The organism is Mycobacterium kyogaense (assembly GCF_003254575.1).
GTDB classification, from domain to species: domain Bacteria; phylum Actinomycetota; class Actinomycetes; order Mycobacteriales; family Mycobacteriaceae; genus Mycobacterium; species Mycobacterium kyogaense.
Window position 1 is genome coordinate 18,123 of sequence record NZ_QJUA01000048.1, and the last position, 15,725, is coordinate 33,847.

Consider the following 15,725-nt stretch of genomic DNA (forward strand, 5'->3'; position numbering starts at 1 on the left):
CACCGATTCGTAGCGCCACCGGCCTCGGATTGGTCAGCGTCGCGACGAACGAAGCGTGGCGCTCGCCACACCGCAGGGTCTCAGTCCACCAGTACCCACAGAGAAGCCAAGCACGTATCGGCGGCAAGGTCACGTCGAATTCCACCGGGAGATGACGACGGCGGCAGGCGGCCACCGAGCCCCGCAGAAAAACTTCAACGAATTCCGAAGCTGTGAAGTTGCTGAATCGACGGAATCAGTCGATAGTGATCCCGTTCACAACGGATTCCAGCAGAGGGGCCCCGATGACCAGCGTGGAAAGCAAAGGACTCAAAGGCGGGGCGCTCGGCCTCGTCTCCAGCATCGTGGTGGGAATGGCCTCCACGGCTCCCGCCTACAGCCTGGCCGCCACGCTCGGCCTCATCATCGCCAGCGGCGGAGCCATCCTGTCGGGCGTCAAAGCGCCCGCCATCGTGCTGATCTCCTTCATCCCGATGTACCTGATCGCAGTGGCCTACCAGGAGCTGAACAAGGCCGAACCCGACTGCGGAACCACCTTCACCTGGGCCTCCCGCGCCTTCGGACCGGTCATCGGGTGGCTCGGCGGATGGGGCATCATCGCCGCCGACGTCATCGTGATGGCCAACCTCGCCCAGATCGCGGGGGCCTACTCGTTCACCTTCGCCGGGGATCTGGGCTGGAGCGCCGCCGCCACACTGTCGGACAGCACGTTCTGGTCCACCGTGGCCGGCGTCATCTGGATCGCCGTGATGACCTACATCTGCTACCGCGGCATCGAGGTGTCGGCACGGTTGCAGTACGCGCTGCTGGCCATCGAGGTCGTCGTGCTGATCGGCCTGTCCATCGTGGCGCTGGTCAAGGTGTACACCCGCACCGCGGAGAGCTACTCGCTGATGCCGTCGCTGTCCTGGTTCTGGCCCGGCGGACTGGACTTCAGCACCGTCATCGCACCGGCGGTCCTGACGACCATCTTCATCTACTGGGGCTGGGACACCGCGGTGGCGTGCAACGAGGAGTCCGACGACCCCGGACGCACCCCCGGCCGGGCCGCGGTCATCTCCACCTTCCTGCTGCTGGCCACCTACGCGCTGGTGAGCGTCGCGGCCGTCGCCTTCGCCGGCGTCGGCACCGACGGCGTCGGGCTGGGCAATCCGGACAACTCCGCCGACGTGTTCGCCGCCATCGGGCCGGACCTGTTCGGCGACAGCGTGCTCGGCCACCTCGGCATGCTGCTGCTGTCCGCCTCGATCCTGACGTCGGCCTCGGCGTCGACGCAGACGACGATCCTGCCCACCGCGCGGACCACGCTGTCGATGGGCGTCTACCGCGCCCTGCCCGAATCGTTCGCCAAGATCCATCGGCGCTACCTGACCCCCACCACGTCGACCGTCGCGATGGGCGTCGTCTCCGCCGTGTTCTACGTCCTGTTCACCGTCATCAGCACCAACCTGCTGACCGCGCTGATCGGCTCGGTGGGCCTGATGATCGCGTTCTACTACGGGCTGACCGGCTTCGCGTGCGTGTGGTTCTACCGAAAAACGTTGACCCGCAACACCCGTGACCTGGTCATGCGCGGCGTGGTGCCGCTGCTGGGCGGAATCGTGCTCACCGTCGTCTTCGTCTACGGCCTGCTGCAGTACGCCAAGCCCGACTGGCTCACCGACGACGACGGCAACAACGTGACGATCTTCGGCGTCGGCGCGGTCGCCGTGGTCGGCATCGGCGCGCTGGTCCTCGGGCTGGTGCTGATGGTCATCTGGCGGATCGCCTCACCGGACTTCTTCGCCGGCCGCACGCTCCCCCGGCGCAGCCACGACCTGGTCCTGGAGACCGTGCCCGACCAGGAAGCAGCGGTGGCGCACTTCGGCCTGCCCGACGCCGGGGAGATGCCCACCGTCATCGCGCCTGATCTGTCGAACCTGCCGCCCGGCGAGCGGGCGATCGACCCGCGTACCGGCGAGGAGTTCACCCGGGGCTGATCAGTCCCACAGGTTTCTCGCACTGTCCTGCCAGCTCACTGACAGGACCGTATATTTCCGCGCATGGCGATCACGGAAGAACCGTCGACACCCGCGGTCGGCGGGAAGGGTCTGCAGGCAGGCGCCCTGGGGCTGGTGGGCAATGTCGTGATCGGGCTGGCCGCCGTCGCGCCGGCCTACAGCCTGGCCGCCACGCTCGGCTACGTGGTGCTCGAAGTCGGTGAGAAGGCGCCGTCGATGTTCGTGCTGGCGTTCCTGCCGATGCTGCTGGTCGCCTTCGCCTACAAGGAGCTGTCCCAGGACACCCCGGACTGCGGAACCACGTTCACCTGGGGCACCAAGGCGTTCGGACCGTGGATCGGCTGGATCGGCGGGTGGGGCCTCGCGGTGTCGGCGATCATCGTGCTGGCCAACGTCGCCGAGATCGCCGCGATCTACCTGTACAACTTCCTCGGCCTCGATTCACTGGCCGACAATCCCGTCGCCACGGTGTCGCTGGGCTGCTTCTTCATCATCTCGATGACGTTGATCTCGGCCCGCGGCATCGTCGTCAGCGAACGCGTGCAGAACATCCTGATCACCATCCAGTTCGGTGTGCTGATCGTGGTCAGCATCATCGCGCTGGTCAGGGTGTTCTCGGGAAATGCCGGCGCACAGGCGATCACACCGCAGTGGTCCTGGCTCTGGCCGAGTGGGCTGGACATGTCGTCGATCGCGGCCGCGGTGATCCTGTGCATCTTCATCTACTGGGGGTGGGACGCCTGCCTGGCGGTCGGCGAGGAGACCAAGGACCCGGGTAAGACGCCGGGCATCGCCGCGGTGATCACCACGCTGATCCTGGTGTGCACCTATGTGCTGGTGGCCTACGCACTGCAATCCTTCGCGGGTTTCGGTGACGTCGGGATCGGGCTGAACAACCCTGACAACACCGACGACGTGCTCACCGTCCTCGGCGAACCCGTGGCCGGCGCCGTCGCCGCGTCGGCACTGCTGCTCACCGTGTCGGTGTCGGCGCTGTCCTCGACGCAGACCACGATCCTGCCGACCGCCCGCGGCACCCTGTCGATGGCGGTGTACGAGGCGATTCCGAAGCGATTCGCCAACGTGCACCCGCGCTACATGACACCGGCGTTCGGGACCATCGTGATGGGTCTGTCCGCGCTGTTCTTCTACCTGCTCCTGAAGGTGTTGTCCGAGAACGCGCTTGCCGACTCGGTGGCGTCGCTGGGGCTGGCGGTGGCCTTCTACTACGGGATCACCGCATTCGCCTGTGTGTGGTACTTCCGCCGCACGCTCTTCACATCAGCGCGAAACCTGTTCTTCCGCGGGATCTTTCCCCTCGTGGGTGGGCTCGCGATGGCCGCCGCGTTCATCGTCAGCGCCAAGGACATGATCGCCCCCGACTACGGCTACACCGCCTTCGGCCCCATCGGCGGGGTGTTCGTGCTCGGCATCGGCATGCTGGTGCTCGGTGTGCCACTGATGCTGGCCTGCTTCGCCTTCGGCACCAAACGCTTCTTCCGCGGGGAAACTCTCAACGCCCGCACCGAAGTCCAGGTCCCCGACGTCTACTAAGGAATCGCCATGCACCTGACCGTGGGCTACCTCGCCACGCCGACCGGCGACGACGGCGTCGCGCTGGCCGCCGCTCTCGCCACGACGTTCGGCGCGACCGTCGACGTCGTCCTCGTCGTACGCGAAGAACTCCCCGACGGCCACCCCGGCCGAGCCGAATACCAGCGTCTGCTGCTCGAACGCGGCGAAGAGTGGGTGGCGCGGGCGGTCGCGGCACTGGCCCGCGACGGCATCACAGCGGGCTCGTCGGTGATCGTCGGCGAGTCGTTCGCGCAGACGCTCGTTGACGTCGCTCTGGAGAAATCGTCGGACCTCATCGTGGTGGGTGGGGCGCGCGACGGCTTCTTCGGGCGGCACACGATCGGCCCGGTCACGGGCGCGCTACTGCACTCCTCGCCGCTGCCGGTGGCGCTGGCGCCGCGCGGTTACGCCGAAGACCCCGACGACAACTTCGCCGCGATCACCGCGGCCGTGCCCACCCGGCCGGGTGACGACAACCCGCTGCCGTTCGCGATCACACTCGCCAGCGCCGCGAGCCTGCGCATCCGCATGCTGTCACTGGTATCGGCGGAGAACCTCGCCGAGGCAGGCAGCGCACGTGAGGTCCGGCAGCTCCAGGTCGCGGCGGCCGAGGAGAACCAGGCCGTCGCCGCGCGGGCGCTGCCCGACGCACCGGACATCGAATCGCTGGTGGCCGACGGCATGACGCTGGAGTCGGCGCTCAAGAAGCTCAAGTGGGACGACGGCGACCTACTCGTGGTCGGCTCGTCCCGGTTCGCCGCGCCGCGCCGCATCTTCCTGGGCTCGACGGCGTCGCGGATTCTCGCCGGGGTCGACGTGCCGGTGATCGTGGTGCCGCGCGACGACGAGTGAGAGCCCTTTTTTCGCGAAAGTGCATTCACGGTTGCGATCCGGGCGAGATCACAACAGTGAGAGCACTCTCGTGACAGCTCAGCGCTTGGTGAAAATCGTTCGGTGCCAGTCCTTGTCGACGACGCCGGTGATGTCGCTCATCACGTGCTTGATCGACAGGTACTCCTCGAGCGAGTACTGGCTCATGTCCTTACCGAAGCCCGACGCGCCGAACCCGCCGTGCGGCATCTCCGAGATGATCGGGATGTGGTCGTTGATCCACACGCAGCCGGCGTGGATCTCCCGCGACGCGCGCTGCGCGCGGTACACGTCGCGCGTCCACGCGGAGGCCGCCAGGCCGTACGCGGTGTCGTTGGCCTGCCGGATCGCGTCGTCGTCGTCGGTGAACGAGCGCACGGTGAGCACCGGGCCGAAGATCTCGTCGCGGTAGACCTCCGAGCGCTCCGACACGTCGGCGATCAGCGTGGGCCGATAGAACGAGCCCGGGCCGTCCGGGGCCACGCCACCGGTCACGATGCGTCCGCCCTCGCCCGGCGCGCGCGACACCATGTCGGCCACCTTGGCCCGGTGTGCCAGCGTGATCAACGGCCCGAGGTCGGTGTCCGGGTCCTGCGGATCGCCGACGACGATCTTGCTCATCACCTCGGCGACGCCGGCGACGAAGTCGTCGTAGAGCTCGCGGGCGACGATCGCGCGCGTCGCCGCGGTGCAGTCCTGTCCGGTGTTGATCAGCGAGCCGGCGACCGCGCCCTGGATCGCCGCGTCGAGATCCGCGTCGTCGAACACGACGAACGGCGCCTTGCCGCCGAGTTCCAGCTGGGTGCGGTGGCCATGGACCGCGGCCGCCGCCATCACCTTGCGCCCCACGGCCGTCGACCCGGTGAACGTCACCATGTCCACCCCGGCGTGGCCGGCCAGCGCGGTGCCCACGTCACCGCCCGCGCCGGTCACCACGTTGAGCACCCCGGGCGGCAGTCCCGCTTCACTGGCCAACCGGGCCAGGGTCAGCGTGGTCAGCGGGGTGATCTCCGCCGGCTTGATCACCACCGAGCATCCGGCGGCCAACGCCGGCAACACCTTCCACACCGCCATCTGCAGCGGGTAGTTCCACGGCGTGATCGTCGCGACCACGCCGACCGCCTCCCTGCGGATCGACGAGGTGTGGTCACCGGAGTACTCCCCGGACGCCTTGCCCTCGAGATGCCGCGCGGCGCCGGCGAAGAAGTCGATGTTGTCGACGCTGCCCGGCACATCGAACTCGCGGGCCAGGCGCACCGGCTTGCCGGTCTGGCTGACCTCCTCGGCGACCAACGTCTCGGCCGCCGCGTCGGCGAGCTTGGCCAGCGTGGCCAGCACCGCCGACCGTTCGGCCGGGGTGGCCCCGGCCCAGCCCGACAGTGCCGCGCGGGCCGACGAGACCGCCCGGTCGACGTCACCGGGGGCGGCCAGCGCCATCTGGGCGACCGGCGCACCGGTCGCGGGGTCGATCACCGTGTGTGAGGCGCCACCGGTGCGTACCGGTTCACCGTCGATCCAGCTGCTGGCGACATCCGTCTCCGAAACCACAGTCATGGCCCAAAACTACCGTGCCTGCACCGGAGAAATCTACGCATTACGGCACCGTCAGCGACTCACAGCAAGTGATTTCATGGTTATGGTTGCTTGAAACGACGGATTCCGTGCACAATCACAGGCATGGTCAACCCGGGCGTTCCGCACGCCGTCGGCCCCGTCTCCTTCCGAGTGAACCAATCCCGACCCGGTGCCGCCTTCCAGCTCGACGAGCTGTCCAAGGCCATCATCGAGAAGCTCCAGCAGGACGGCCGACGGTCCTATGCGGGCATCGGAAAGGCCGTCGGCCTGTCCGAGGCCGCGGTGCGCCAGCGCGTCCAACGCATGGTCGACGCCGGGGTCATGCAGATCGTCGCGGTCACCGATCCGATGCAACTCGGATTCGCCCGCCAGGCGATGATCGGCGTGCGCTGCACCGGGGACACCACCAAGATCGCCGAGAAGCTGGCCGCCCTGGAATCCGTCGACTACGTCGTGCTGACCGCCGGCTCCTTCGACGCCATCGTCGAGGTGGTCTGCGAAGACGACGACCACCTACTGCAACTTCTCAACACCCAGATCCGCGCGCTGCCGGGAGTGATATCCACAGAAACCCTTGTCTACCTGAAACTCGTTAAACAGCAATACAATTGGGGCACTAGATGACAATCATCTCCGAAACAGCACAGACCACCGACTCCGATCTGGGCGCCCGGGCCAACCGGCACCTGTGGGGCCACTTCGCCCGCCACGGCGGGGACATCACGCCGACGGTGATCACCCGCGGCGAAGGCGTCCACATCTGGGACAGCGAAGGCAACAAGTACATCGACGGACTCTCGGGCCTGTTCGTCGTCCAGGTCGGCCACGGCCGCGCCGAACTCGCCGAAGCCGCCGCCAAGCAAGCCGAATCGCTGGCGTTCTTCCCCCTGTGGTCGTTCGCGACGCCGCCGGCGGTCGAGCTGGCCGAGCGGATCGCCGCCTACGCGCCCGGCGACCTGAACCGGGTGTTCTTCACCACCGGCGGCGGCGAGGCCGTCGAGAGCGCCTGGAAGCTGGCCAAGCAGTTCTTCAAGCTGACCGGCAAACCCGGTAAGTACAAGGTGATCTCGCGGTCCATCGCCTACCACGGCACCCCTCAGGGCGCCTTGGCGATCACCGGGATCCCGACGTTCAAGGCGCCGTTCGATCCGCCGACACCGGGCGGCTTCCGCGTCCCCAACACCAACTTCTACCGGGCGCCCGAGCAATTCAGCTCCGACCCCAAGGCGTTCGGCCGCTACTGCGCCGACCGGATCGCCGAGGCCATCGAGTTCGAGGGCCCCGACACCGTCGCCGCAGTGTTCCTGGAGCCGGTGCAGAACGCCGGCGGCTGCTTCCCGCCGCCGCCCGGATACTTCGAGCGGGTCCGCGAGATCTGCGACGAGTACGACGTGCTGCTGGTCTCCGACGAGGTGATCTGCGCGTACGGCCGCATCGGATCGATGTTCGCCTGCAACGATTTCGGCTACGTCCCGGACATCATCACCTCCGCCAAAGGACTGACCTCGGGCTACTCCCCGCTCGGCGCGATGATCGCCAGCGACCGACTGTTCGAACCGTTCAACGACGGCTCCACGGTGTTCGGGCACGGATACACCTTCGGTGGGCATCCGGTGTCGGCGGCAGTCGCGTTGGCCAACCTCGACATCTTCGAGCGCGAGGGCATCAACGACCACGTCAAGGAGAACGCTCCGGCATTCCGGGCCACGTTGGAGAAGCTGCACGACCTGCCCATCGTCGGCGACGTCCGCGGTGAAGGCTTCTTCTACGGCATCGAACTCGTCAAGGACAAGGCCACCAAGGAGACGTTCAACGACGAGGAGTGCGAGCGGCTGCTGCGCGGGTTCCTGACGCCCGCCCTGTTCGAAGCCGGGTTGTACTGCCGCGCCGACGACCGTGGCGACCCAGTCGTGCAGCTCGCCCCGCCGCTGATCTGCGGGCAGCGCGAGTTCGACGCGATCTACGACGTGCTGCACTCGGTGCTGGGCGAAGCCAGCCGCCGGATGTAGGCGAGACTGGGCGGCATGGCCAAACCGCCCATCGATCCCGTCCGCTGGCAGGCGCCCCCGGTGGGGGCCCTGCCAGACTTCCGGTCGGCGGACATCACGCTGACCGCCGTACCGGGTGGCGAACCCGAGGACGTCGTCGTCGACGGCGCCGGTCGGCTCTGGACCGGCGCCCTCGACGGCAGCATCGTGCGGTTCGAGGCGGACGGCACTGCGCCGGAGGTGATTGCCAACACCGGCGGGCGACCGCTCGGCCTGGCGTTCGCGCGCGACGGCCGATTGTTGATCTGCGACAGCCCGCGGGGCCTGCTGGCGCTGGACCCCGGCAGCGGACGGATCGAGACCCTGGTCGACACGATCGCCGGCCGCAGACTGCAGTTCTGCTCCAACGTCACCGAAACCAGCGACGGCACAATCTATTTCACCGAGTCGACGACGGCGTTCACGGTTGCCCACTACCTGGGCGCGATCCTGGAAGCGCGCGGACGCGGCGCGCTGCACCGCCTCGACCCCGACGGGACCGTCACCACCGTCGCTGACGGGCTCTACTTCGCCAACGGGGTCACGCCGACCGCCGACGGTGCGGCGCTGGTCGTGGCCGAAACCCAGGGCCGACGACTGTCGAAGTACTGGCTCACCGGACCGCGCGCCGGGACATGGCAACCACTCGCCTCGAACCTGCCCGGGATGCCGGACAACCTGTCGACCGGCGCCGACGGCCGCATCTGGTGCGCGATGGTGACGCCGGCCAATCAGCTGGCCGACCGACTCGCCGCCGGCCCACCGCTCCTTCGGACCCTGATCTGGCGGCTGCCTGCACGGCTGCAGCCCAAGCCCCAGTCCGTGGTGTGGGTCGTCGCCTTCGACCCCGTCGACGGCACCGCCGTCGCCGGAATGCGCACCACCCACCCGCAGCTGCAGATGGTCACCGGCATGGTGGAGAGCAACGACCGGCTGTGGCTGGGCAGCATCGGGGGCCCGTATCTCGGCAGCATCGCGCTGAGCGACACGGTGTCGTGAGACACACTGCGCCACTTTCGGGAAGCATCCTCGGCTGCGCCGGGTTATACCGCGCGGATCGGGCACACCACGAAGTCCGATCGCAGACCGACAATTTCACACAGTCAGAACCGCGCGACATCGCTCCACGGCTCCGACCCGATCAAGGGAAGAGCACCCCATGAAGTCATTCACGATCACCACGACCGCCGCTGCCGCCCTCACCGCGGGCGTCCTCGGGTTCGCCGCCCCCGCGCTGGCAGCCCCGTCCGGCGCCGGCAGCGCCGCTGACACGATCAGCGCGCTCGAGGCGCAGGGCAACCACGTCGTCGTCAACCGGCAGAGCACCACGCCGCTCGACGAGGCATCGGTCGTATCCGTCACCCGCGGACCCGACGTCCGCCAGGCGGTGCCGAATGCCACCTCCAACGGCGACAACACCCGCTCGGTGAGCAACCAGACGGTGTACGTCAACGTGCGCTGAGCAGTGCAAAAACGCCAAAGGGGCACCTCCTCACGGAGGTGCCCCTTTGCGTGGGGGTCAGAGGGAGTGCGCGCGCGACTGGAAAGACGGGTGGCGACGCATCGCCTCTTCCATCGCGCTGGCCCGCCGCTCGGAGGCGTTGAACGCGGGATGTGATCGCAGGTCGACCACGCCGGTGCTCGCGTTGGTGTTGGTTGCGTTTGTCGCCATGTCAACGTCCTTCCGCTGAATCGCCTCGATTCCTTCAGCGTGCTCGGCCCACCTGAGCGATTCGGTCAGTGTTAGCCGTGAAGTTGATGAGAAAGTAACCGGCCGCGCAGGCCGATAAACACGTTCAGCCGCGCAATGTGAGCACGGTGATGTCCGGCGGTGCACCGACACGGACCGGTGGCCCCCAGAAGCCGGCGCCCCGCGACACGTACAGCTGCGTGCCGTCCACCGTCGACAGGCCCGCGAGCGAGGGCTGAGCCAGCTCGACCGCATAGTGGAACGGCCACATCTGCCCGCCGTGCGTGTGACCGGACAGCTGGAGATCGACATTGCGACGCGCAGCTTCGGCGACCTGAACCGGCTGGTGCGCCAGCAGGATCGTCGGCGTCCCGGCGTCGGTGCCGCGCAGCGCGGCGTCGAAGTCGGGCGGCTCCTCGGCCGACCGGCCGGCGAGATCGTTGACCCCGGCCAGATCGAACGCCGCGGCGCCCCGGCGGATCCGGGTGTTCTCGTTGCGCAGCACCTGCACCCCCAGCTGATCGAGTTCGGTCAGCCACCCGGCGGTGTCGTCGACGAAATACTCGTGGTTGCCGGTCACGAAGAACGTGCCGTCCCGCGACACCAGGTCGGCCAGCGGTGCCGCCGCGGGTCCCAGCTGCGCGACCGTGCCGTCGACCAGGTCGCCGACCACGGCCACCAGATCGGGTTCGGTCTCGTTGATCATCCGCACGATCCGTTCGGTGTGGCGGCGGCCCAGCAGCGGTCCGAGATGGATGTCGGAAACCACGGCGATGCGGAACCCGTCGAACTCGCGGGCCAGCCGCGGCAGCCGCACCGGAACGCGGAGCACGTCCGGCGGCCCGAGCGCGGTGGCGACACCGACACCGGTCACGCCGACAGCCGCGGCGCCTGCGGCCACCGCGCCCGCGCGGGCGAGGAAGAGCCGACGCTCGAGATCGGGTGCTTCGTCGGCGGGGCGCCGGCCTTTCATCAGCCGGGTCAGCCGGAGGATCAGGCGCACCGGCTCGAGGACCAGCAGCGCCAGGACCAGATACACCAGGAGGCCGAACCACAGGTAGCCAGGCCAGGCGAGCCAGCCGGAGCCGGCGGGATCGCGCCGGGACACCAGCGCCGCCACCAGCAGCGCGGTCAGGACCAGCAGCAGGGCGGTCAGGATCCGGCGCACCCGCCCCGGGCGGGTGGTCGAGCGCACGGTGCGAAACCAGACATAAAGGGTCATCAACCCGAGGGACGAGCCGAGAACGACGAGGAACATGGACTACTTTCTGGCGGCTCGGGCGGTCCCGCCAGCCTAGGTGAGCCTCGCCCAAGGTCGTCGTGGCCAGTCACTTGCGAAACTCTCATCACATCCGTCACCGCGTGGCTCACCGATCGAGATGTCGTGATCGCCTAATCTTCAACCCCGATGGCGACCTTCACGACGTTCCCGCTGCGGGTGTCTGCGCTGCTCACGGCGGCGATGCTGGCACTTGCGCCGGTCGCTGCGGCCCAGACGCCCGCTCCTGAGGCGAACACCTGTCCCTACCGGGAGGCGACCCCGCCCGCCGTCGACGCGTCCGAGGTTCCGGAGTCGGGCGATCCGCCGGCGCCGCTGCCCGTTCCGCCCAAGCCGATGGGTGGCGACGCCCTGTCCGGCTGCGGCGTGATCACTGCGCCCGGCACTCCCCCGGTTCCCGGCGACGTCTCCGCCGAGGCGTGGGTGGTGGCCGACATCGACTCCGGTGACGTGATCGCCGCGCGGGACCCGCACGGCCGCCACCGCCCGGCCAGCATCATCAAAGTGCTCGTCGCGATGCAGGCCATCCGCGACCTGCCCCTGCACAAGGTGGTACCGGGTACGCAGGAGGACGCCAACGCCGAGGGCACCAGGGTGGGCGTCGGCGAGGGTGGCTTCTACTCCGTCAACGATCTGCTGCACGGACTGCTGATGCACTCGGGCAACGACGCCGCGCACGCGCTGGCGATGCAACTGGGCGGCATGGACGCCACGCTGACCAAGCTCAACGCGCTGGCCAACAAACTCGGCGCCCGGGACACCCGCGTGGCCACCCCGTCCGGGCTGGACGGACCGGGCATGAGCACCTCCGCCTACGACGTCGGACTGTTCTACCGGTACGCGTGGAACAACCCCGTCTTCGCCGACATCGTTCACACGCAGGAGTTCTCGTTCCCCGGCCGGGGTGACGGCAACTACCCGATCGAGAACGACAACAAGCTGCTGGCCAACTATCCCGGCGCGCTCGGCGGCAAGACCGGCTACACCGACGATGCCGGGCAGACGTTCGTCGGCGCCGCCGACCACGGTGGCCGACGCCTGGTGGCGGTGCTGATGCGCGGCACCCGGCAACCGATCGCGCCCTGGGAGCAGGCCGCGCACCTCCTCGACTACGGCTTCGCCACTGCGCCGGGCACCAAGGTCGGCACGCTGGTCGAACCGGATCCGTCACTGCAGACTCCGGACGCCGACGCGGCGGCGGCCTCCGCCGCGACGAGCAAGGCCAGCGCCGCGCTACCCGAGATGGATGCCACGCCGGTGCGCGTCGGCGTCGGCATCGTCGGCGCCGTGATCGTGTTCAGCCTCATCATGGGCGCCCGCGCGCTCAATCGCAGACCCCAGCACTGACGTTTCAGCGCTTCCGGCGCCGGACGACACTCAGCGCGCCCAACGCGCCGACCACCGCCGCACCCGCCGCTTGCCAGGGCGCGAGCCCGGGCCGGGTGATGATGCGATTGCGGATGACGGCGGGGCCCGGCGCCGGAATCGGTGCCTCCACCATGTTCTCCGGCATCGTCGCTGCCCACGCCGTCGCGAACAGGATCAGCCGCGCGGTGACGTAGGCGAACACCATCAGGCCCAGCACCGGGCCGAACGTGGCTCCCGCCGGGCCCGTCAGTACGGACTTCAGGTAGATCGAGGCCACCAACTTGAACACCTCGAACGCGACCGCGGCCAGCAGGCCGGCGCGCACGCTGCTGCGAAAGCTCGTCGACTCCCGCGGCAGCCGCGAGATCATCCACGTGAACAGCAGCCAGGACACCAGCAGCGACACCGCGATCGATCCGATCCGCAGCAGCACCCCGATGACCGGCGACTCCGGGAAGCCCAGCCAGTCGAGCACGTTCTTCATCACCGAGCCGTTGCCCAGCGCCGACAGCGCGACCGTCACGACGATCGCGGCGAACGTCGACAGCAGCGCCAGCAGATCGCTCAGCTTGGTCTTGACGAACCCCAACTGCTCTTCGCGGTACAGGCCCCACATCTGGCTGAGCGCCTCGCGCAGATTGGCCATCCAGCCCAGACCCGCCCACGCCGCGGTGAGGAGGCCGATGACGCCGACGGTGCCGCGGGACTCGATCGCCGACTCCATCAACTGCACGACCTGCTGACCGAGGTCACCGCTGACCGCGCCCGCGATCTTGCCCTTGAGCTGCTCGAGCAGCTCCGGCTGATAGGTGAGCACGAACCCGCCGATCGCGAAACCCACCATCAGCAACGGGAACAGCGCGAAGATCGTGAAGTAGGTGATGCCGGCGGCGTAGAAATCGCCCTTGCTGTCGTTGTAGCGCTGCTGGGCCCGCATGACGTGGTCGAACCACGGCATACGCGCCCGCCACCGATCCAGGAACCCGGGCTTGTCCTCAGGTTTCTCCGGGTCGGCCGAACCGTCCGGCGCCGTCATCGTCAGCCTCCCGTCATCGCGGTGCGAGGAATCCCACCCGGTCATATACCCGTGCCAGCGTCTTGGCAGACACTTCACGGGCGCGGTGCGCGCCCGCCGCCAGCACGTTCTCCAGTTCGGCCGGATCTGCGAGGTACTCGTCGACGCGCGCTTTGATCGGGGTGACGAATTCGACGACGGCGTCGGCCGTCTCCTTCTTCAGGTCGCCGTACCCGCGGCCGGCATAGCCGGCGACCAGGTCCTCGACGGAGTTGCCCGTCACCGCCGACTGGATCGTCAGCAGGTTCGAGACCCCCGGCTTGGCCTCCGGATCGAACCGGATCTCGCGCTCGCTGTCGGTGACGGCGGAGCGGATCTTCTTGGCCGTGCGGGCCGGGTCGTCGAGCAGGCTGATCAACCCGGCGTCGGTGGCCGCGGACTTGCTCATCTTGGCGGTCGGATCGGCGAGGTCGTAGATCTTCGCGGTGGCCTTGGGGATCATCGCTTCGGGGATGACGAACGTGTCGGGGAAGCGCGCGTTGACGCGCTGAGCGACGTCGCGGGCGAGCTCGAGGTGCTGGCGCTGATCCTCACCGACCGGCACCAGATCGGTGTCGTACAGCAGCACGTCGGCGGCCATCAGGATCGGATAGGTGAACAGGCCGACCGTCTGCGCGTCGGCGCCGTGCTTGGCCGACTTGTCCTTGAACTGCGTCATCCGCGACGCCTGCCCGAAACCGGTGAAACAGCCCAGCACCCAAGCCAATTCGCTGTGTTGGGGCACATGGCTCTGCACGAACACCGTGGCGCGGGCCGGGTCGACACCCAGGGCCAGATACTGCGCGGCGGTGGCCAGCGTGCGGCGGCGCAGCGTCGCGGGATCCTGGGCGAGGGTGATCGCGTGCAGGTCCACCACACAGAAGTAGGCGTCGTGACCGTCCTGCAGACCGACCCATTGCGCGACCGCGCCGAGGGCATTGCCCAGATGCAGGGAGTCGGACGTCGGTTGCGCGCCGGAGAAGACGACGGGCTTGGCTGGAGTGCTCATGATGAGGTCCAGTTTTTCACGCGCCGTCGCGGTTTCGTCCGGCGGCCGACCGGCGGCGCTCGGTAGCATGCCCGCAACCGAGGGGGTTCCTATGCGGCGGTGGGCGTCGATCCTTGTCCTGCTCGTGCTCGCGGCGCTCCTGGGTGGCGGCCCTGCGCACGCGGCACCCGGCCACGCCGTCGTCATCGTCTCCGGCGGCGACGCGGTCAGCCCGTTCACCACCCCTGATGCGGCTTGCCGGTCCGGCCTGGCCGCCGGCAACACCGATACCGCGCTGCGGGAGAACCTGCTCGCCGCGGGCCACACCGTCTACACGTCCCCGGCGATGGCCGGTCGCGGTCCCGTCGTCGACCAGGGCGGGTTCGGCGCGTTCGGCGACTGCCCCATCACGCTGCCCGAGATCATGACCGTCGACTCGAGAGCATCCATCGATTTGGCCGGCGAACATCTCGCCCGCTTTCTCACCTACCTTCACGACACACGTGGAGTCGACGTCGTCGACGTCGTGGGCCATTCGATGGGCGGGCTGTACTCGCGCGCGGCGATTCGCGTGCTGCAGAGTCTCGGTTCGCCGATCCGCATCCGCTCGCTGACAACGCTGGGCACGCCCTGGGAGGGATCGTTCCTGTCCGACTACGCCAACGGCATCACCCCGTTGGCGGACTGCGCGGGCGACGCCTACTGCGAGAAGGCGTCTCTGGCGATGGCCGCCGAGGTGACCCGGTTGCAGACCGGATCGGGGCGGGAGGTCAACCAGGGATATCTGATGGGCCCGCACGGCTGGAACGAATACCAGGCCGGCGTGCTGGACCAGATCCCCGTCGTCCTGATCGGCGGCGCCCGCTTCACCCGCCCGGCACCGGTCAACCCGATGGTGTGGCCCAACGACGGCATCGTGACCACGCGAAGCGCGCTGGCCACCGACATCAGCGACCGCGTGCTGCCGCACCGCCGCTGTGTGTCCTTCGACGACACCCACAGCATCTTCGTCTCGGATTCGGTTGGCCTGCCGTGGGATACGGGCATGACGTGGGATCCGCGGGTGTTCGACTTGGTGCGGGGGGCGATCAACGACGCCGACGGCGCGCTAGCGACCCCTACCCGCGTCGGCTGCTGAGCGATTTCGGCGTGTTTGCCGTCGCTCAGCGACGTGTGGTGTCTCGGGACATCGCTGACATTTGTGTCGCGGGACATCGCTGACACTCATGATGGCGGTTTGGGTTCGCGGGTGCGGTAGGTACGGGCGGTTTTATCGGCCTGTTGGTAGCGGCGTGTGGG

At 68.3% G+C, this 15,725-nt stretch carries 14 protein-coding genes; 9 read left to right on the top strand and 5 right to left on the bottom strand.

The window, feature by feature from the left end; all coding sequences use genetic code 11:
• Positions 1 to 284: 284 nt before the first annotated feature.
• The 3 genes from DMB80_RS24065 (at position 285) to DMB80_RS24075 (ending at position 4,427) form a co-directional block, all read left to right on the top strand.
• Positions 285 to 1,979: an APC family permease gene (locus DMB80_RS24065; RefSeq protein WP_111512167.1), complete on the top strand. Its 1,695-nt coding sequence runs from the start codon at positions 285 to 287 to the stop codon at positions 1,977 to 1,979.
• A 63-nt stretch (positions 1,980 to 2,042) separates the two neighbouring features.
• On the top strand, positions 2,043 to 3,554 hold the full coding sequence (locus DMB80_RS24070) for an APC family permease (protein ID WP_111512168.1): 1,512 nt from the start codon (positions 2,043 to 2,045) through the stop codon (positions 3,552 to 3,554).
• 9 nt (positions 3,555 to 3,563) lie between these two features.
• A complete protein-coding gene (locus DMB80_RS24075; protein ID WP_111512169.1) occupies positions 3,564 to 4,427 on the top strand; it encodes a universal stress protein in 864 nt (287 codons plus the stop codon).
• A gap of 78 nt (positions 4,428 to 4,505) precedes the next feature.
• Here DMB80_RS24075 and DMB80_RS24080 read toward each other — a convergent pair whose 3' ends face one another.
• Entirely contained in the window at positions 4,506 to 5,999 is a 1,494-nt protein-coding gene (locus tag DMB80_RS24080) for a gamma-aminobutyraldehyde dehydrogenase (RefSeq protein WP_111512170.1), read from the bottom strand.
• Positions 6,000 to 6,122: 123 nt separating this feature from the next.
• Here DMB80_RS24080 and DMB80_RS24085 point away from each other — a divergent pair, with 123 nt between their 5' ends.
• From DMB80_RS24085 to DMB80_RS24100, 4 genes are all read left to right on the top strand, one after another.
• Positions 6,123 to 6,644 carry an Lrp/AsnC family transcriptional regulator gene (locus DMB80_RS24085; protein WP_043406241.1) on the top strand — a complete coding sequence of 174 codons (522 nt, stop codon included), beginning with the start codon at positions 6,123 to 6,125 and terminating at the stop codon, positions 6,642 to 6,644.
• Entirely contained in the window at positions 6,641 to 8,029 is a 1,389-nt protein-coding gene (locus tag DMB80_RS24090) for an aspartate aminotransferase family protein (RefSeq protein ID WP_111512171.1), read from the top strand. Before DMB80_RS24085 ends, DMB80_RS24090 begins: the two co-directional genes overlap by 4 nt.
• A gap of 15 nt (positions 8,030 to 8,044) precedes the next feature.
• Positions 8,045 to 9,046 (top strand): SMP-30/gluconolactonase/LRE family protein, encoded by a 1,002-nt coding sequence (locus DMB80_RS24095; protein WP_111512172.1) that lies wholly within the window; start codon positions 8,045 to 8,047, stop codon positions 9,044 to 9,046.
• Between the two features lie 160 nt (positions 9,047 to 9,206).
• Positions 9,207 to 9,509, top strand: coding sequence for a hypothetical protein (locus DMB80_RS24100; RefSeq protein WP_111512173.1), 303 nt, complete (start codon positions 9,207 to 9,209; stop codon positions 9,507 to 9,509).
• Positions 9,510 to 9,566: 57 nt separating this feature from the next.
• Here the strand turns inward: DMB80_RS24100 and DMB80_RS28250 are convergent, their stop codons facing one another.
• Both DMB80_RS28250 and DMB80_RS24105 read right to left on the bottom strand, forming a co-directional pair.
• On the bottom strand, positions 9,567 to 9,719 hold the full coding sequence (locus DMB80_RS28250; RefSeq protein ID WP_162938684.1) for a hypothetical protein: 153 nt from the start codon (positions 9,717 to 9,719) through the stop codon (positions 9,567 to 9,569).
• Positions 9,720 to 9,843: 124 nt separating this feature from the next.
• Complete coding sequence (locus tag DMB80_RS24105) at positions 9,844 to 10,995, bottom strand: metallophosphoesterase (protein ID WP_111512174.1); 1,152 nt, start codon at positions 10,993 to 10,995, stop codon at positions 9,844 to 9,846.
• A gap of 150 nt (positions 10,996 to 11,145) precedes the next feature.
• Between DMB80_RS24105 and DMB80_RS24110 the strand changes: the two genes are divergently transcribed.
• Entirely contained in the window at positions 11,146 to 12,363 is a 1,218-nt protein-coding gene (locus DMB80_RS24110) for a D-alanyl-D-alanine carboxypeptidase family protein (protein ID WP_111512175.1), read from the top strand.
• Between the two features lie 4 nt (positions 12,364 to 12,367).
• Here DMB80_RS24110 and yhjD read toward each other — a convergent pair whose 3' ends face one another.
• The gene (gene yhjD, locus DMB80_RS24115) at positions 12,368 to 13,420 is read right to left on the bottom strand and encodes an inner membrane protein YhjD (RefSeq protein WP_111512176.1); all 1,053 of its coding nucleotides are present in this window, start codon (positions 13,418 to 13,420) and stop codon (positions 12,368 to 12,370) included.
• A gap of 13 nt (positions 13,421 to 13,433) precedes the next feature.
• A complete protein-coding gene (trpS, locus tag DMB80_RS24120) occupies positions 13,434 to 14,447 on the bottom strand; it encodes a tryptophan--tRNA ligase (RefSeq protein ID WP_111512180.1) in 1,014 nt (337 codons plus the stop codon).
• Positions 14,448 to 14,514: 67 nt separating this feature from the next.
• On the opposite strand from trpS, the gene DMB80_RS24125 reads away from it, so the two are divergent.
• A complete protein-coding gene (locus tag DMB80_RS24125) occupies positions 14,515 to 15,564 on the top strand; it encodes an alpha/beta hydrolase (protein WP_338043892.1) in 1,050 nt (349 codons plus the stop codon).
• The last annotated feature ends 161 nt before the right edge of the window (positions 15,565 to 15,725 follow it).